The sequence below is a fragment of the Clostridium tertium genome (assembly GCF_902652255.1).
GTDB lineage: Bacteria > Bacillota > Clostridia > Clostridiales > Clostridiaceae > Clostridium > Clostridium tertium_A.
The window spans coordinates 267,992-287,038 of the sequence record NZ_CACRTO010000005.1 but is presented as its reverse complement, the minus strand read 5'-3'; the positions used below and the strand labels follow the sequence as shown (position 1 = coordinate 287,038).

The window sequence follows — 19,047 nt, the reverse complement described above, 5'->3', positions numbered from 1 at the left end:
TATAGAACTAACTATTAATTATACAAAGTATAGATAGTAGTTATTATATAAAAGGGGGAATGATAATGAATATTGCAATTGGAGTATTAATACCATTTTTGGGTACATCATTAGGCGCAGCTTGCGTTTATGCGATGAAAAAAGAAATGAATAAAAAAGTAAATAAAATGCTTCTTGGATTTGCATCTGGCGTCATGATAGCTGCATCGGTATGGTCTTTGATTATTCCATCTATAGAGATGTCTAATAATATGGGGAAATTTTCTTTTGTGCCAGCGGCAATTGGTATATTAGCAGGTGTTGCATTTTTATTTTCTCTAGATAAAATAGTGCCACATCTTCATATTGACAGCAATAAGCCAGAAGGACCAGAAAAATATAGCTTAAAGAAAACTACAAAGCTTGTGTTTTCAGTAGTTCTTCATAATATTCCAGAAGGAATGGCTGTAGGAATAGCTTTTGCAGCGGTTATGAACGATGGTAATGCAGTAACTTTTGCTTCAGCACTTGCTCTTTCTATAGGAATAGCGATTCAAAACTTTCCAGAAGGAGCAATAATATCAATGCCACTTAAAAGTGAAGGACTAAGCAAAAATAAAGCTTTTATTTATGGCATGTTATCCGGAATAGTAGAACCTATAGGAGCTGGAATTACAATAATTTTTTCTGGTTTTATTACTCCTATAATGCCGTATCTTCTATCTTTTGCTGCAGGAGCAATGATTTTTGTTGTAGTAGAGGAGTTAATTCCTGAAGCAGCAGGTGATAATAGTTCAGATATTAGTGCTATAGCATTTGCTATAGGATTTATAATTATGATGATTCTAGATGTGGCATTATCTTAGTTTAATTTATCTTAATGTAATAATTTGTAATTAACAATAAGAAGTTAATAAAGCATAAATCAAAATTAAGTTTACGACAAGCATATAGTATGGATTAAAAGTCTTAGGGATAAGTTATTTACCTAAGACTTTTTTTAGACAAAATTAAGAAAAAGTAATTTATACTATTGATTATAGCCTTCATGAAAGTGTGTTTTAAAGATATAGATAAGTGAACAAGTAATAAACCAGTGATATTACTTATCTTAATAAGAACTATACTTGATATGTAATTAACGGAATGTTAGAGTAGATTATAGAAGTTATTGTAAGGAGAAAAGTTATTATGAGGGTTAGTACATTAAAAGATTTTTTTATAGATTCAATAAAAAGCCTAAAGCGAAAATTTCCGATAACAATTTACTCTATAATTAGTATAGCTGCTACAATTTTTATTGTAGGTATGTTTTACTTGTATATTAGTTTGATTAATAATAATTCTAATATTATTTTTAAGAATAATATAGAAATGGTTAAGCCTTTTAAGTGGTTTGGGGGTATAGTTCTTATTATAATACAGCCTCTTTCATTATTTTTGATTTTAAATTCATTTAAGATAAGTATATTTACTAGAAGAAGTCAAATAAGGATAATGCAATTGATTGGAGCCTCAGATTGGTTTATTCGATGGCCATTAATTATTGAAGGTATAATTATAGGAATTGTGGGAGCAATTATAGGAAGTATAGCACTATTTTATGCATATAGTTTTATTTATAGAAAAGTACTAGCTTTCGAATCTCGAATAATTCTGGTACAACCTATATTGATAATAAAAATTATGTTATGGAGATTTGGAGTGATTGGAGCATTTATTGGTCCATTAGGAAATATTATTGTATTAAGAAAATTTCTTAATAGAGAGAATTTGGAATGCTAATGCTTGAAAATATCTATTTTAAATAGAAATATATATAATTAGAAGTTGTCGGAAGGCAACTTCTTTTTATAAAAAGTATATAATGAATTTAAATAAGTAGCCTTAACCAATAAAAAGATTTGGTTAAGGCTACTTTTATATAAATAAAAATTGTGATTAATAAATAAAACGAAAATACAATTTGCAACAAAAAGCAACAAAGAGCAATAAAGTTCATTAAAGTGATTGACATTTTAAATTTACTAATATAATATAAAGATGTTATTTAGAAAAAGGGGTTAGTTAGAATGAAAGAAAAGTTTTATACTATAGATCAAGTTGCTGAAATTTTAGATATACATCACAAAACAGTTAGAAAGTTTATAAAAGAAGGAAATCTTAATGCTAATAAGCTTGGTAAACAATGGAGAATATCTAAAAGTGATTTAGATATATTTACTAATAATAAAGATACAGCTGTAGATATAGAAACATCTAATAATGATGAAGAAATAGAGTTTGAAAATAACTATTACAAAAGTGAAGAAGATAATGTAATAAAAGTATCAAGTGTTGTTAATATAGAGCATATTAATGAAGAAGAGTATATAAGAACTTCAAATATGCTTTTATCAGTAATGAATTGTAATGATGAAAAGTTAATAGGAAATAGAATTAATATGAAATACAGCAAAAATGAAAAAAGGTTAAGAATTATGATATGGGGAAGTATTGATGTTGTAAAAGATTTATTAGATGTAATATCAGTATTTAATAAAGTAAAATAAATGGAGATGATGGTAATGAAGTATGATGTTATTAATAAAAATGATGAAAAATATATTATTTTAAATGACAGTGGAACTCAAATATCCTCAGAACAGGATATGCTAGATATAATAGGGTTTTGCTTTGAAAGTGGAGTAAATTCAGTAGCTATTGATGGAAATATTCTTTCAGAAGAATTTTATGATTTAAAAACAAAGTTATTAGGAATGTCTTTGCAAAAGTTTATAAATTATAATATTAGATTAGCTATCATTATTAATGAAGAAAAATTACTTAGTGATAGATTTAAAGAACTAAAATTAGAGCTTAATAAAGGTGGGAACCTTAGAATTTGCCATAGCATTGGAGAAGCTGAAAAGTGGTTGATTAAGTAATAAATTTTTATAAAAGGAGAAGAAACTGTAGCATACAGTTTCTTCTCCTTTATTTTTATTTTTCATCCTTATATAGGTGTATTGGTTATAGTAACATTTTAATGGTCTTGATTTTCTTTACCAATGAAATTTTATAAAAATCATATGATATAATAGTTTAGTATTTTAAACCATTGCATTAAGGAATTACAAATATAATTTATGATATTTCAGATTGTGAATATGATGAGTTTAATAAAGAATATTATTTTAAATACATATTATTAAAATATAGGGGGATATTGTATGATTTTATATTTTAGTGGAACAGGAAATAGCAGTTATACAGCAAAGACAATTCAATCAGTTATTGGAGATGAGATTGTATCTATAAATGAACTTATGAAAAAAGAAAGCAAGGAAATTCTCAAATCAAACAAACCATTTGTTTTTGTTTGTCCAACTTATGCATGGAGAATACCAAGAGTAGTAGAGGAATTTATAAAAGAAACTAAATTTCTAGGGGAGAAGAATGTTTATTTTATAATGACCTGTGGTGGGGATACTGGTAATGCTATTAATTATATAAAAGATCTCTGCATGAAAAAAGGATTTAATTTAAAAGGTTTTGCATCATTAAAAATGCCAGATAATTATATTACTATGTACAAAACTCCTAAAAGAGAAGAGGCAAATGAAATGATTGAAACTTCTACTAAGGTAGTAACTTCCTTATCAGAAGATATTAAGGGAGGAAAGAGATTTGAAGAAAAAGAAATAAGCTTGGGAGATAAATTTAAAAGTAGTATTGTAAATTCTTTATTTTACACTGCTTTTGTAAGTGCTAAAGGATTTTATTCTACTGAAGAGTGTATTAGCTGCGGCAAATGTGTTAAATTATGTCCGCTTAATAATATTGAATTAGTTGATGGTAAACCTAAGTGGGGAGAAAAATGTACTCATTGTATGGCATGTATTTGTAGATGCCCTAAAGAAGCAATAGAGTACAAAACTAAAACAAAGGGAAGAAATAGATATTATCTAGAAAGTTAAGTCTATAATTGCCTTAGATTACAAATAACCTTGGTTTTATGTTATAATTTTATAAGATAAAACTAAGAATTTATAGTATAAAATAGGAGAATTATAGAGAGTGTTACTTATAGATAAGTTAAATAATTATATAAATAATCATAATGTTGAAGACATAAATTATAATATAGCTTCTTTTATAGTAAATAATATATCAACTATTCCTAATTATAATATAACTGAACTTTCAAAGCAGTGTTTTGTATCTCAAGCAACTGTTAGTAGATTTATAAAGAAACTTGGGTATAGAGATTACAATAGCTTTAAAGAGGAATGTCTTCTTTATGTTGAAAGTGTAAGGAATAGTAAAGAGAATAATTACACTGATATAAATTTATTAAGTGAAGATCTAAAATTACTATATAAAAAAATTAATCAAAAAGATATTAAGAGAGTCGCTACACTTATTAATAGCTATAATACTGTTTATATTTCTGGACTTAATTATTGCTACTTAATGGCGCAATATTTTCAAATGGAATGTCATCCCTTTGGAAAGTTAATTAAAGCTATAGAGGATAATGAAGAAATTAAGAATATAGAAAATGATAGTTTATTATTAATATTAACTACATCAGGAACTTTCTTTAATGCAAATAGAATTATTAAAGAACATTTAAAAGAATGTAGTTGTAAAAAAATACTTATATCTATACAAGATTTAGATTTAAAAGTAAAAAAACTATTTGATAGTAGCCTTATTTTAGGCGCCAATATTGGAATTAAAAACAGTCGCTATGTTATGATGGCTTTATTAGATAAAATAATAGAAGAGATAAATGAAGAGATAAATAAAACAAGATAATTTAATTAAGTTATCTTGTTTTATTTTATATAAAAAGAATCTATTCATAATTTGAATAAAAAAATTTTTATAAGAATTTTTTTATATAATTAAGTCATAAATAAATTCTTTTTAGAGGAGGAACAATTATGAGTTTACCAAAGGATTTTTTATGGGGAGGAGCAACAGCTGCTAACCAATTTGAAGGTGGATATAGAGAAGGTGGAAAAGGTCTAAGTACTGCAGATGTTATGACTGGAGGAACATATACTACCCCAAGAAGAATAACTCCTAAGTTAGAACAGGGAACATATTATCCAAGCCATGAGGCTATTGATTTTTATCATAATTATAAAGAGGATATTAAGTTATTTGCAGAAATGGGTTTTAATGTTTTCAGGATGTCAATTAACTGGACTAGAATATTTCCAAATGGTGATGAATTAGTACCTAATGAAGAAGGATTAAAATTCTATGATAATGTCTTTGCAGAGTTAAAGAAGTATAATATTGAACCATTAGTTACAATTTCTCATTATGAAATGCCATTTGGATTAACTGAGAAATATAATGGATGGGCTAGTAGAGAAGTAATTGATTGTTATGTTAGATACTGTGATACTATATTTAATAGATATAAAAATGTAGTAAAGTATTGGCTAACATTTAACGAAATAAATTGTTTAACTAATAAATTTGGAGCCTTTATGGCTGGAGGAATATTATTAGAAGATGCTGGAGAACTTTCACTTAATGATAGTGATGAGAATGATTCAAGTAAACAAATTAGATTCCAAGCACTTCATCATCAATTTATAGCAAGTGCAAAGGCTGTTAAGCTAGGACATGAAATTAATAGTGATTTTAAAATAGGATGTATGATTGCATATATGTGTACTTATCCTTATACATGTAATCCAGAAGATGTTATCTTAGCACAGCAAAGGGATAATATAAATAATTTCTTATGCTCAGATGTACAAGTAAGAGGTGCTTATCCAGGATTTGCAAAGAGATATTTTAGTGATAATAATATAGAAATAAAGATGGAAGAAAATGATGAAGAAATTTTAAAAGAGGGTTGTGTTGATTTCTATACATTCAGCTACTATATGTCCAACTGTACAACTGCAGATAAAGAAGTAGAAAAGACAGCTGGAAATATAATGGGCGGAACAAAGAACCCTTATCTTAAAGCGAGTGATTGGGGATGGCAAATTGACCCTAAGGGATTAAGATGGACATTAAATAACATATATAATAGATATCAAATTCCAATGATGGTTGTAGAAAATGGACTAGGTGCCATAGATAAAGTTGAAGAAGATGGTTCAATTAAAGATGATTACAGAATCAGCTATTTAAGAGATCATATTATTGAAATGAAGGAAGCTGTTGAAGATGGAGTAGAATTAATAGGATATACTCCTTGGGGATGCATAGATTTAGTAAGTGCTTCAACTGGTGAAATGAAAAAGAGATATGGATTTATTTATGTAAATAAAGATAATGATGGTAATGGAGATTTAAGTAGAAGTAAAAAGGATAGTTTTTATTGGTATAAAAAAGTTATAGAAAGTAATGGGGAAAATTTAGAATAATTAATAATTTAAGATTAATTTAAGCTTCAAATTATATTATAAAAGAAATAGAATTTGGAGGTTAAATATGAGTACAATAAGCGTAAATAATAATTATAGTGGAGGCTCTACATATATTGTTAAGAAAAATAATGAAGCAAAGATAAATAGTTTGATGAAAGAAAGAGAATCATTGCAAGAAGAACTTCAAAGCTTGCAGAAGGAAATAGCTTCTACTAATAGCGATGAAAGTGAAACAGTAGAAGCGGAAATAGAGTCTTTACAATCACAAATCACTAATATCGATAGTCAAATAGCTAGATTACAAGCAGCAGAAGAAGAAGAAGAAGAGAAAAAGGTGATTAGTAATGCTTCAAATAATGATGGTAAAGTAGAGTATCCATCTCAAAAATTAGATAATCATGAAGCTTTAAATATAACTCTAAATAAATTAGGCGAGAATACTAAATTATTAGAAAATGAGATTATCTTAGATAAAGCTAGAGGATTCAATACTGAAGATAAGGATAGGATTCTATCGAATATAAAAAATAATATAGAAAATATTAACTCTAAGCTTCAAGATGTTAATGGAGATGAAAGTAAAAAAACAAGTGAAGACATTGAATTAGTAGGAAATTTTGTCGACTCTGAAGCTTAGACTTAATAAGTAATAGGAGTATATATGGATAAAAAGTTGATTTTTATGGATGTTGATGGAACATTATGTGATATGAGTGGACAAGTTCCAAAATCAGCTAAAGAAGCTATTAAGTTAGCTAGAAATAATGGACATCTAGTGTTTATTTGTACAGGTAGATCAAAGCCAGAAATTACTGAGGATATAGAATCAATAGGCTTTGATGGAATGATTTGTGCAGGTGGTGGTTATATTGAAATTAATAGTGAAATATTAATGCACAAGAAAATGCCTAAAGAATATGTTTTAAAATTAATAGAGTACTTTGAAAGTCATAACATTGCTTACTATATAGAATCAAACGATGGATTGTTTGGTAGCAAAAATTGTAAAGATACTATTTTAAGACAGGTTACTAAGGGGCTTGTAAGAAATAGCAAGGAATATGAAGAAGCAAAAGAAGAAATTAAATGGTTTAATGAAGTTATAGATGAGTATAAGGATAAAGAAATTAATTATAGTAATGTAAATAAGATTTCATTTATTTCTAATGGATATCCTTACGAAAAGGTTTATGAAAGATTTAGTAATGAACTAGAAATATACCATAATACAGTTCCTCAATTTGGACAAGATAGTGGTGAAGTTGGAATTAAGGGTATAAATAAATGTACAGCTATTGAATTTGTTATAAATCATTTAGCTAGAAATAAGGAAAATACACTAGCATATGGTGATGGTGAAAATGATTTAGAGATGTTTAGAGCGGTTAATTATGGAGTAGCAATGGAAAATGCAAAACCTGCATTAATTAAAATTGCAGATGAAGTTACTTATGATGCTAGCAATGATGGTATATACTTTAGTTTTAAAAAGAATAATTTAATATAATAAAAAAGTTACATCAGATTGATTTATAAGTAATTGATCTTGATGTAGCTTTTTTTACTTTTATATGGACTATAATATAAATTAGTCCTATATAGCCTTCTAACTTTTCAATAACGTTTATAATAACAGGAATATTATAATTCTAATGAACTTTCAATTAATAAAAAATGTTCATGAATATAACTTCATGAACATTTAAAATACTTTATTATATTTTAAGTTTATAATTTAAATATCTATACCTTTTATATATTTGCTTAGAGTATAAGCTATACCATCTTCTTCATTAGATAAAGTAACTTCATTAGCTATAGCCTTTAAGTCATCCACTGCATTCTCCATAGCAACTCCAATACCTGCATATTTGATCATAGAAGCATCATTATGACCATCCCCAAAAGCAATCATTTCTTCATTTTTATAGCCCATAGGAATTAATACGCTATCTAAAGCCTTAGCCTTATCTATTCCCTTAGCGGTAAATTCAAAGTAGAATGGAGCTGTAAACATACAGCTTAATTTATCTTTAAATGGTTCCATCATTTCTTTATAATGTTCTTCAAGATATTCTGGATCGCCAGCAGTTAAAATTTTATTTAATGGATAATTAGCAAAGGCAGCTAAATCTTATTGCTCACATAACTTAAACTTTCCACCACGAGATTCATATTTAATTATATTAAAAGGCTCACCATTGTACATTACTTCATTATCAAATACATCATTAACGTACATATAGTCGCCTTTGTCAATCATAGGCTTAACTTTAAAGTTTTTCATATGTTCAAGAACAGCTTGTCCTTCTTCCACAGACATAGTTTCATTAAATAAAACCTTATTAGTTTCACAGTCAATAACTTTAGATCCGTTAAAAGAAACTAATAATCCATTATGTTCATTCATTTTAAGTTCTTTAGCTAAATCAAGTAATCCAGATGTAGGTCTTCCAGATGCTAAAACTAGTATTGATCCAAGTTCTTGTGCCTTTATTAAAGCTTTTTTTGTTTTCTCTGTTACTACCTTTTTATTATTGGTTAATGTACCATCTACGTCCATAATTATTACTTTTATATCACTCATATTTATTCCTCCTATAGTTATTTTATTTAATTATACTAATATTAGGATACTAAGTTAAGAGACTATTCAAAATATGAATGATAAATATTCAAGGAATATAGAGATTAAATTTTTATTTTCTTACTTTTAAACCTTGACTTTCTTTGACCTTAGATTTATAATTAAATTGTAAAAGGAAATACCAAATAAAATAATTAAAGGAGGTTTTTAGTATGTTTGATATTATACCTTGGAGAAAAAATAATTCAGTACAAAGAAAGGGAGATGAATTTGATAACATGTTAAATAGTTTCTTTAATGATGATTTCTTTAGCTTATCTCCATTTGGACTAGTTAAAAGTAATTTTTCAGTGGATTTAAAAGAAACTGATAATAATTATATTGTAGAAGCAGATTTACCAGGTGTTGATAAAAAAGACATAGATATAAGTTATAGTAATGGATATTTAGATATTTCAGCAAAAAGAGATAATGTTATAGAAGAAAATAAAGACAATTACGTTAGAAAAGAAAGAAGCTATGGAGAATTTAAGAGAAGCTTCTATATTGATAATGTAGAGGAAGATAAGATTCAAGCTGATTTTGAGAATGGAGTACTTAAAATCAATTTACCTAAGTTAAACAAAGAAATTTCTCCAGTTAAAAAAATTGAAATAAAATAATTGGTATAAATAAATAGAAAGAGGTTGCTATATGGCAACCTCTTTCTATTTTGTAATAATTTGAATAAATTTTTCATTTTTAAATTATAGTATTTTAGAGTTAATTGTATTCAGTTATGAAATTAAAACAATAAGTATAATAATGCTTATCTAATTTTCAAAAATTAGAAAATTTAGGTTATAATATTTATATAATAAATTTTTAGGAGGTAGTAAAATGAATATAGATAGTAAAATCAAAATGAATACTGGTAATGAAATTTACCAATTTGGATTAGGGGTTTGGAGAAGTGGAGAAGCTACTAAGGATGCAGTTCTTACTGCATTAAAGATTGGTTATAGACATATAGATGCTGCAGCAATTTATGGGAATGAAGAAGCTGTTGGTGAAGCAATAAGAGAAAGTGGAATTCCTAGAGAAGAGCTATTTATAACTACAAAGTTATGGAATCAAGATATGAGAGACGAAAGAGTAATGGAGGCTTTTGAGACTAGCTTAAAAAAGCTTGGATTAGATTATGTTGATTTATACTTAATTCACTGGCCAGTTAAAGATAAATATATTAAGTCTTATAAGGTTATGGAAGAAATTTACAAGAGTGGTAGAGCGAAAGCTATTGGAGTGTCAAACTTTAAAATCCATCATTTAGAGGACTTGTTGGCTAATACAGAAATAGTTCCAGCTGTTAATCAAATGGAGTTTAATCCTCAAATTCAAGATAATGCTCTTTTAGAAATGTGTAAGGAAAAAGGTATAGTTTTTGAAGCTTGGTCACCTCTTGGATCAGGAGCTTGCTTAGAGAATGAGGATATAAAGAAAATAGGTGAAAAGTATAATAAATCTGTTGCACAAGTAATCATTAGATGGATATTACAAAGAGGAATAGTAGTGTTCCCTAAATCTGTTCATGAAGAAAGAATTAAAGAAAATGCTGATGTATTTGATTTTGAATTAACTAATGAAGAAATTGAGTTGATCAATGGAATGAATAAGAATATAAGAACTGGAGCAGACCCAGATACTTTTACTTTCTAAGAATCATTAATTATTTTAATAATTAATATATTGACTATTTTAATTATTGTGCTAGAATAATTATTAATTTAAATATAGAGAAATAAAAAAGGAAATATAATTATAAATTTTTATATATTATTGTAATTATCAATAATTACAAAGCTTCGTATAACCCTAATAATATGGTTTAGGGGTCTCTACCAAGGACCGATAATTCTTGATTACGAAGAAGTCACTTTGCGTGATTTCTTCGTAATCAAGTTTTTTTTATACAAAATTACAATTTTTCTGGTTCCCTAGGTATAAATTAATAATTATATTTAGTAAGGAGTAATGTTATGGATATAAAAAAATTACCAAAGATAGAATTACATTGTCATTTAGACGGTAGCCTAAGAATAGAAACAGCTGTAGAACTGGCAAAGAAAGAAAAAATAGAAATTGAGAGTTATAGATATGAGTATGTTAAAGATCTTTTATCCATTGGAGAAGAATGCACTTCATTAGATGATTATTTAACTAAATTCTATTTACCTAATTCTCTTATGCAAAGCTCTGAAAATTTAAAGAGAATTGCCTATGAATTACTAGAAGATGCATCAAAAGAAAATGTTAAATATATGGAGGTCAGATTTGCTCCAATATTACATACACAAAAGGGACTTACATTAAAGGAAGTAATAAAAGCTGTAGTAGATGGAATTAAGAAGGCTGAACTAGACTTTGATATTAAGGGTAATGCTATAATTTCATGTATGAGAAGTATGAGTTTGGATCACGTATATGACTCTATAGAAGCTGGCAAAGAATTTATAGGACAAGGTGTTAGTGCTATTGATTTAGCAGCTGTTGAAAATAAAGGCTTTGCAGTAGATTATGTTGATGCGATTAATTTAGCTAAAGGATATGGATATAAAGTTACTATTCATGCTGGTGAAACAGGATTTGCAGAAAATGTTATTGATGCTATAAATTTATTAGGAGCGGAAAGAATAGGACATGGATTTTATATTTATAAAAGTAAAGAAGCATATGATTTAGTAAAAGAAAAGGGCGTTACTTTAGAGGTTTGCCCTAAAAGTAATATTGATACTAAAGCTGTAGATTCATATAAGAATCATCCATTTTATAAATATTACAAAGATGGTATAAATATTTCTATAAGTACGGATAATAGAACAGTTTCTAATATAACATTATCTGAAGAATTAGAAAGTATATTTAATACTTTTGACTTAACTTTAGATGAGTATAATGATATTTATTACAGAAGTATAAAATCAGCTTTTTGTGATGAAGAAACTAAGAAGTGGTTATTATCATTTGTTAATTAGAATATTTATTTTGCATAGTTTGTAGTTAATCTAACATAAAATACAATGTAAATATTATATTGGAGGAATTAAATTGAACTGCAAAAAACTGTTGAAATACGAGATAGCTGGTATATTTATAATATTTTTCTTAGGAGTGCTTTGGCATCAATTATATGATATCTTAGGTCAAAATTTTATAGTTGGATTAATAGCACCTGTAAATGAAAGCATGTGGGAGCATTGGAAAATAGGATTTTTTCCAATAATAATTTATTCAATTATAGAGTACTTTTTTGTTAAAGATGAAACAAGAAACTTTTTATTTAGTAAGTTTATTTCAATTATTATATTTGAAATAGTTTATTTTTCATTAACTGCACTTTGGCATTATTTCTTCAAGGAAGCACCTGAAACTTTAAACTTAATAGTTGATATAGGTTCATATTTTATAGGCATAGTATTTGGACAAATAGCAGGGTATTATAAAGCTTGCAAAACTAATTATAAAAAAACACTTTTTTATGTTGCAATCCTTGGAATACTTATTCATATAATAGTATTTATTATATTCACTATTAATCCACCAAAATATGATTATTTTAAAGATAGTACTACAGGCAAATATGGAATTTTTAATACTACATCTTAATGGTGTATATTATATTTTAACGTTATAAATTATTGTTTATATTTGAAATAGTAGGATAAACTAATTTTAATGAATTTTAGAATGGAGAAGATTTATGAGAATTAGACTTGGGTATGTTGCTATTTCAAATGTACTGGGAAGGAAGGTTACTAGTTCTAGTACTGTAACTTTTTCAAATTATTTAAAAATTAATACTGAAGAAAAGAGATTAGAAAAGTTAAAAACTGTGGCCTTATCTAATCTTATAGCTCTTGAAGAATTATTAAAATATAATATAAAGAATAATATTCACTTTTATAGAATAACTTCAGCTTTAGTTCCTTTAGTAACGCATCCTGATGTTGGATACTGGGGACATAGAGAAATTTATAAAAAAGATTTTCAGTACATAGGAAAACTTATAAAGGATTCTAATATGAGGGTAGATACTCACCCGGATGAATTCAATGTAGTAAACAGTAATAATCCTAAAGTAGTTGAAAATACAATAATTAATTTAAGTAGACAAGTCGAATGGTTTGAAGATATGGACTATAAGGATGGGAAAATGGTTATTCATGTTGGTGGAGCTACAGGTGGAAAAGAGAAGGCGATAACAAGATTTATTGATAGTTTCTCAAAAATGCCAAGCTCAATAAAGGAAAGAATTATGATAGAGAATGATGATAAGACTTATACTGCTAATGAAACTTTAAATTTATGCAAAAGCATAAATATTCCTATGGTTTTAGATATTCATCATCATAATTGTAATAATAACGGTGATGAAATAACAAATATATTAGAAGACATATTTAATACTTGGAATAATGAGAACTTACCACCTAAGATGCATTTTTCATCTCCTAAAGATATAACCTTAGTAGATAAAGTAGATAAAAAACACTCCGACTTTATAAATCCTGTAGATTTTATAGAATTTATAGAAAAGCTAAGATCTTTTAATCGTGATGTTGATATAATGCTAGAGTGTAAAGAAAAAGATGTAGCTTTATTTAAGTTAGTTAGTGATCTTAAAGAAATAAATCCAAGTCTAAAATGGGAAGATGAAACAACAATAATATTATGAAGTATTAGAATTTGCTATAGATTATTATTTCTTTCTATAGCTTTTTATATTATAAATTTAAAAAGATATGACAAATTAGTATAAATTGATATAATATAAGTATAATTATAAAAAAAAGTGGGGTGCACTCATATGTTGAAATATGAAGAAATAGCGGAAGATATAAAAAGCAAAATAGAAGTAGGAGAGTATCTCCCAAATGATCAATTACCTTTAGAAAAGGAAATGTGTGAAAAATATGGTGTTAGTAGAATAACTATAAAAAAAGCAATGGATCAATTGGTAATGAAGGGTTTAGTAGTTAAGAGAAGGGGATCTGGAACTTTCGTTAAAGATATTGATAACAAAGAAGTTTATGATATTAGCACATCTAACCAATTTGAAGGCTTTACAAAAACATTTAGTGATAAAAAGATTATATCTAAAATTGTAGAGTTTAAAATAATTAATGCAAAGGATGAGATTGCAGACAAACTTAAAATTTCTGAGGATGAATTTGTATATTATATAGTAAGAGCTAGATACGCAGATGGCGTTCCATATGTTATGGAATATACATATATGCCAATAGACATAATACCTGGAATAAAGATAGATACTTTAAAAGGATCTATATACGAATATATTGAAGAAATACTAAATTTGAAAATTAAGAGTGCACATAGAACAATAAGAGCATCCTTACCAACTAAAATGGAGCAAGAGTATTTAGAAATAAGTGAGAACTTTCCTATTTTAGAAGTAGAGCAATCCGCATATTTAGATACTGGGCAAGCCTTTGAATATTCCAAATCTAGACATAGAAGTGATAAATTTGAGTTTAAAAGCATAAGTGTAAAGTAGAAAAAGAAGAGATTCAGAGATGAATCTCTTCTTTTTTATCGAACAAAGTAATTACTTTTAAAATAAAAAGATATATCTTTTGCTTGACTCATGATATGATTTATAGTATATTAATTGTAATGGATTCCATAAAGCGTGATATCACTAACTGAATATAATTAGGAGATGAGAATTATGAACAAGTTTAACTCTTTAATTGAAGAAAAATTTCTACCTATAGCAGGAAATCTAGCTTCTAGCAGGATATTATCTTGCTTACGTGATGCTTTTATGTTAAGTTTTCCGCTTACTATTGTTGGATCTCTTGCAGTTGTAATTATGAATTTACCTTATTTAGACAAGCTTATAGGACCTGATGGTGTTTCAGCAATTTATAATATTTTTAGTATATTACCTTCAGCTACTATGAGTATTGCTACATTATTTGTAGTAATAGGTATAGGATATTATTTTGCAAAGAGCTATGATGTTGATGCAATATTTTCAGCAGCTATAGCAGTTTCAGCATTTTTAGTACTAACTCCTCTTACTGCTACAGCTGAGAATGGTACAGTAATCAATGACGTAATTCCAATTGCTAGATTAGGAGCAAAAGGAATGTTTGTAGGTATTATAGGTTCCTTTGTATCAACAAGAATTTATGTTTGGGCAATTAAAAGAAATTGGACAATTAAAATGCCAGATGGTGTTCCACCAACTGTTGCAAAATCTTTCGCAGCATTAATTCCTGGATGTCTTGTAATAGGTATATTCCTTATTATAAGAATAGTTTTTAATTACACACCATGGGGAAATATACATGACTGCATCTATGAAATAATTCAGATGCCATTAATATCTTTAGGTAGTGGACTTTTAGCAACTTTAGTAGCTATCTTTGCTATTCAAATATTATGGTTCTTTGGATTACATGGACAAATAATCGTAAACTCAGTATTAGATCCGATTTGGAATACCTTATCATTAGAAAACTATGAGGCTTTTGTAGCAGGAAGTAACCTTCCTCATGTAATAACTAAGCAATTTATAGAAACATTTACTGTTGGAATGGGTGGGACAGGTATGACCTTAGCAGTAATAGCAGCAATATTTATTTTCTGTAAGAGTAAACAAATGAGAGAAGTAGCAAAATTAGCTGCTCCATCAGGAGTATTTAATGTTAATGAACCTATAATATTTGGGTTACCTATAGTAATGAATCCGACTATAATACTTCCTTGGATTATTGCTCCAATACTAGTAGTAACAGTATCTTATTTTGCAATGAGCACAGGTATAGTACCTAAGACAACTGGTGTTGCAGTACCTTGGACAGTGCCAATAGTCTTTAGTGGAGCTTTAGCTACAAATTCAATTAGAGGTGGATTATTACAACTTGTTAACTTTGGTATAGTATTTGTAACATGGATGCCATTTATAAAATCCTTAGATAAATTTACATTGAAAAATGAAAAGATACTTGAAGTACAAGAGGAAAATAACGTAACTAACGCATAAAGAAAGAGAGCTAGATATGAATAAAAAATATATATTTCCAGAAAAGTTTTGGTGGGGTTCAGCAACATCTGGGCCTCAATCAGAAGGTAGATTTAATAAAAAGCATAGAAGTGTATTTGATTATTGGTATGACATAGAGCCAGATGCATTTTTTGATAGGGTTGGACCTAATGTGGCATCTAACTTTTATAATAGTTATAAAGAAGATTTAGCTATGTTAAAAGAAATAGGTTTGAATTCTTTTAGAACCTCAATTCAATGGACAAGGCTTATAAAGGATTTTGAAACAGGAGAGCCAGAAGAAGATGGAATTAGATTCTATAATAATGTAATAGATGAGTGTATAAAAAATGGGATGATTCCAGTAATTAATTTACATCATTTTGATATACCTGTAGATTTATATAATAAATATGGTGGATGGGAATCAAAACATGTAGTAGATTTATTTGTGAAATTTGCAGAGACAGCTTTTAAGTTGTTTGGAGATAGAGTTAAATATTGGACAACATTTAATGAACCGATAGTTGTAGTTGAAGGAGAATATTTATATCAATTCCATTATCCGAAGTTAGTTGATGGGAAAAAGGCTATACAAGTATTGTTTAATCTAAATCTTGCATCTGCGAAAGTTATAGAAGCATATAAGAAACAATGGGATAATGGGAAGATTGGAATAATTCTTAATTTAACACCATCATATCCAAGAAGTAATGATATTAAGGACGTAGAAGCTGCAAAATTTGCTGATGATTTCTTTAATAATTCATTCTTAGATCCAGCTATTAAAGGGGATTTCCCTAAAGCATTAGTTTCAGTGTTAGAAAAAGATCATGTTTTATGGGAAGCCACTGAAGAAGAAATTAGTATTATAAAAAACAATACAATAGATTTCTTAGGAGTTAATTATTATCAACCAAGAAGAGTTAAATCTAAGGAAGTTGAGTTTGATAATAGTAATGGTTGGATGCCAGATAAATACTTTGATAATTATGAGATGCCAGGAAGAAGAATGAATCCATATAGAGGATGGGAGATATATCCTAAGTGTATGTATGATATTGCTATTAATATAAGAGATAATTATGGTAATATACCTTGGTTTATATCTGAAAACGGAATGGGAGTTGAAGGTGAAGAAAGATATATAAATGAAGATGGAACCATAGAAGATGATTATAGAATTGAATTTTTCGAAGAGCACCTTCAATACTTATATAAAGGTATAGAAGAAGGATCAAATTGTTTTGGATTCCACTCATGGACTCCAATTGATTGTTGGTCCTGGTCAAATGCATATAAAAATAGGTATGGATTTATTTCTGTAGACTTAGCAACTCAAATTAAGACTATTAAAAAGTCAGGTTATTGGATAAAAGATGTAGCAAAAAACAATGGATTTTAATAATTTGGGTGGCATATTTGCCACCCTATTATTGAAGGGAGAATGATATGAAAGAAGATATGGTTTTTAATGATGACCAGTACCAATTAAGAGAATATCAAATTGATATCATGAAAAGAATTATATCAAATAATAAGTATTCCATTAGTGATGGTATAGTTTTTTTGGGTGACTCTATTGTAGAGGCATATGATATTAATAAATATATACCTGAAATAAGTAATAAATACAACTGTGGAATACCTGGATTTACATCTGAGACTTTACTATGGATTTGTGATGAGGCTGTTATAAAGTATAAGCCATTATTAGTGTATATTTCTATAGGGACAAATGACTTAGGCAATACAAATATGAGAAGTCCTAGAAAAATAGCCTTAAATATTGATAAGCTCATAAGATTAATTAAAGGTAATATTGAAAATGTAAAAATATTAATAGTTTCAACTACACCTTGTGATGAAAATAGACAAGGACCTAAGGTTGGAAAAAATTTAAGAACTAATTTTAATATCAGTATAGTCAATAAGGAAATAAAAAAGATTAGTGATAGATACGAGAATGTAAATTTTATAGATATATTTAATGAGTTTATAGATAATGAAAGCGGGAATATTAAAGAAATATATACTACAGACGGGTTACACTTAACTTCAAAAGGATATGAAAAATTGACGGATATTATAAAACCTGTATTGATAAATTTATATAAGAATTTGGAGGAGTAAACATGAGTAATTATATTGTTTTTGATATTGGCGGTTCATCAGTTAAATGGTCAATAATGAATGAAGTTGGAGAAATAATAAAAAAAGATAAGATAAAAGTAGCTGATACAGTAGAGAGGTTTTTTAGTGGACTAATTAATACTGTAATAATCAATAAGAATAAATATGATTTAAAAGGAATAGCTATAAGTTCTCCAGGAGCAGTTGATAGAAAAACTGGAATTGTTGGAGGAGCTAGTGCAATACCATATATTCATGGTCCAAATTTTAAAGAAATTTTAAAAGAAAGTACACAGCTTGATGTTTCTATAGAAAATGATGCCAATTGTGCAGCATTAGGAGAGTGTTGGCTAGGGGCAGCAAAAGAGGTTAATGATTGTGCTTTCGTTGTTTGTGGCTCTGGAATTGGCGGAGCAATAGTAAAAGATAAAAGAATTCACGCAGGAGTACATAAGCATGGTGGTGAGTTTGGTTATTGTATTGTTGATTACAATGAAGATAATGATGAAAAATACTTAACTTGGAGTAGAGTAGGATCTACAACAGCCTTGGCAAGAAGTATTGCTATTAGGAAGGGAATCCAAGAAGATGAGATAGATGGTCTTAAAGCTTTTAAACTTTCTGATGAAGGTGATGAAGTAGCGAGAGAAGAAGTTGATAAGTACTTTAGATATATGGCAATCGGTATATATAACATTCAATATACATTTGATCCAGAAATTATAGTACTAGGCGGAGCGATTAGTGAAAGAGAAAATTATATAGAAAAAGTCAATGAGAAATTACATGACATTTTTAGTGGAAATACAGATGGAAAAGTAAAGCCCATAATAAAAAAGTGCGTGTATGGGAATGACGCCAATATGATAGGAGCATTATATAATTTTTTAAATGAAAGGAAGGCGTAG

At 27.8% G+C, this 19,047-nt stretch carries 19 protein-coding genes, 1 pseudogene and 1 riboswitch; of the genes and pseudogenes, 19 read left to right on the top strand and 1 reads right to left on the bottom strand.

Features of this window, described 5'->3' with window-relative positions; genetic code table 11:
* Positions 1-65 precede the first annotated feature (65 nt).
* The 9 genes from GPX08_RS01305 (at position 66) to GPX08_RS01265 (ending at position 7,872) form a co-directional block, all read left to right on the top strand.
* Positions 66-845, top strand: coding sequence for a ZIP family metal transporter (locus GPX08_RS01305; protein ID WP_156624618.1), 780 nt, complete (start codon positions 66-68; stop codon positions 843-845).
* Positions 846-1,170: 325 nt separating this feature from the next.
* Positions 1,171-1,764: an FtsX-like permease family protein gene (locus tag GPX08_RS01300; RefSeq protein WP_156624616.1), complete on the top strand. Its 594-nt coding sequence runs from the start codon at positions 1,171-1,173 to the stop codon at positions 1,762-1,764.
* Between the two features lie 287 nt (positions 1,765-2,051).
* A complete protein-coding gene (locus GPX08_RS01295) occupies positions 2,052-2,531 on the top strand; it encodes a helix-turn-helix domain-containing protein (RefSeq protein WP_156624614.1) in 480 nt (159 codons plus the stop codon).
* On the top strand, positions 2,532-2,906 hold the full coding sequence (locus GPX08_RS01290) for a DUF4180 domain-containing protein (RefSeq protein ID WP_156624612.1): 375 nt from the start codon (positions 2,532-2,534) through the stop codon (positions 2,904-2,906). It begins immediately after the preceding gene.
* Between the two features lie 285 nt (positions 2,907-3,191).
* Entirely contained in the window at positions 3,192-3,938 is a 747-nt protein-coding gene (locus tag GPX08_RS01285; protein WP_156624610.1) for a flavodoxin, read from the top strand.
* Positions 3,939-4,038: 100 nt separating this feature from the next.
* The gene (locus tag GPX08_RS01280) at positions 4,039-4,782 is read left to right on the top strand and encodes a hypothetical protein (protein ID WP_156624608.1); all 744 of its coding nucleotides are present in this window, start codon (positions 4,039-4,041) and stop codon (positions 4,780-4,782) included.
* A gap of 128 nt (positions 4,783-4,910) precedes the next feature.
* The gene (locus tag GPX08_RS01275) at positions 4,911-6,362 is read left to right on the top strand and encodes a 6-phospho-beta-glucosidase (protein WP_156624606.1); all 1,452 of its coding nucleotides are present in this window, start codon (positions 4,911-4,913) and stop codon (positions 6,360-6,362) included.
* A 67-nt stretch (positions 6,363-6,429) separates the two neighbouring features.
* Complete coding sequence (locus tag GPX08_RS01270) at positions 6,430-7,002, top strand: hypothetical protein (RefSeq protein ID WP_156624604.1); 573 nt, start codon at positions 6,430-6,432, stop codon at positions 7,000-7,002.
* A 24-nt stretch (positions 7,003-7,026) separates the two neighbouring features.
* Positions 7,027-7,872, top strand: coding sequence for a Cof-type HAD-IIB family hydrolase (locus tag GPX08_RS01265; RefSeq protein ID WP_156624602.1), 846 nt, complete (start codon positions 7,027-7,029; stop codon positions 7,870-7,872).
* A 228-nt stretch (positions 7,873-8,100) separates the two neighbouring features.
* Here the strand turns inward: GPX08_RS01265 and GPX08_RS01260 are convergent.
* Positions 8,101-8,952: pseudogene (locus tag GPX08_RS01260) on the bottom strand (Cof-type HAD-IIB family hydrolase).
* Positions 8,953-9,164: 212 nt separating this feature from the next.
* On the opposite strand from GPX08_RS01260, the gene GPX08_RS01255 reads away from it, so the two are divergent.
* The 10 genes from GPX08_RS01255 to GPX08_RS01210 all read left to right on the top strand — a co-directional run bounded on the left by GPX08_RS01255 (position 9,165) and on the right by GPX08_RS01210 (position 19,047).
* Positions 9,165-9,614: an Hsp20 family protein gene (locus GPX08_RS01255; protein WP_156624600.1), complete on the top strand. Its 450-nt coding sequence runs from the start codon at positions 9,165-9,167 to the stop codon at positions 9,612-9,614.
* A 217-nt stretch (positions 9,615-9,831) separates the two neighbouring features.
* The gene (locus GPX08_RS01250; protein WP_156624598.1) at positions 9,832-10,650 is read left to right on the top strand and encodes an aldo/keto reductase; all 819 of its coding nucleotides are present in this window, start codon (positions 9,832-9,834) and stop codon (positions 10,648-10,650) included.
* A 126-nt stretch (positions 10,651-10,776) separates the two neighbouring features.
* Positions 10,777-10,876: riboswitch (purine riboswitch) on the top strand.
* 94 nt (positions 10,877-10,970) lie between these two features.
* Entirely contained in the window at positions 10,971-11,966 is a 996-nt protein-coding gene (locus tag GPX08_RS01245) for an adenosine deaminase (protein WP_156624596.1), read from the top strand.
* Between the two features lie 73 nt (positions 11,967-12,039).
* Positions 12,040-12,597 carry a hypothetical protein gene (locus GPX08_RS01240; protein WP_156624594.1) on the top strand — a complete coding sequence of 186 codons (558 nt, stop codon included), beginning with the start codon at positions 12,040-12,042 and terminating at the stop codon, positions 12,595-12,597.
* Between the two features lie 94 nt (positions 12,598-12,691).
* Positions 12,692-13,666 (top strand): UV DNA damage repair endonuclease UvsE, encoded by a 975-nt coding sequence (gene uvsE, locus GPX08_RS01235; RefSeq protein ID WP_156624592.1) that lies wholly within the window; start codon positions 12,692-12,694, stop codon positions 13,664-13,666.
* A 132-nt stretch (positions 13,667-13,798) separates the two neighbouring features.
* Positions 13,799-14,509, top strand: a complete 711-nt coding sequence (locus GPX08_RS01230) for a UTRA domain-containing protein (protein ID WP_156624590.1) — start codon at positions 13,799-13,801, stop codon at positions 14,507-14,509.
* Positions 14,510-14,683: 174 nt separating this feature from the next.
* Complete coding sequence (celB, locus tag GPX08_RS01225) at positions 14,684-16,006, top strand: PTS cellobiose transporter subunit IIC (protein ID WP_156624588.1); 1,323 nt, start codon at positions 14,684-14,686, stop codon at positions 16,004-16,006.
* 16 nt (positions 16,007-16,022) lie between these two features.
* Positions 16,023-17,411: a family 1 glycosylhydrolase gene (locus tag GPX08_RS01220; RefSeq protein ID WP_156624586.1), complete on the top strand. Its 1,389-nt coding sequence runs from the start codon at positions 16,023-16,025 to the stop codon at positions 17,409-17,411.
* 47 nt (positions 17,412-17,458) lie between these two features.
* Entirely contained in the window at positions 17,459-18,139 is a 681-nt protein-coding gene (locus GPX08_RS01215; RefSeq protein ID WP_156624584.1) for a lipolytic protein G-D-S-L family, read from the top strand.
* Positions 18,140-18,141: 2 nt separating this feature from the next.
* Positions 18,142-19,047 (top strand): ROK family protein, encoded by a 906-nt coding sequence (locus GPX08_RS01210; protein WP_156624583.1) that lies wholly within the window; start codon positions 18,142-18,144, stop codon positions 19,045-19,047.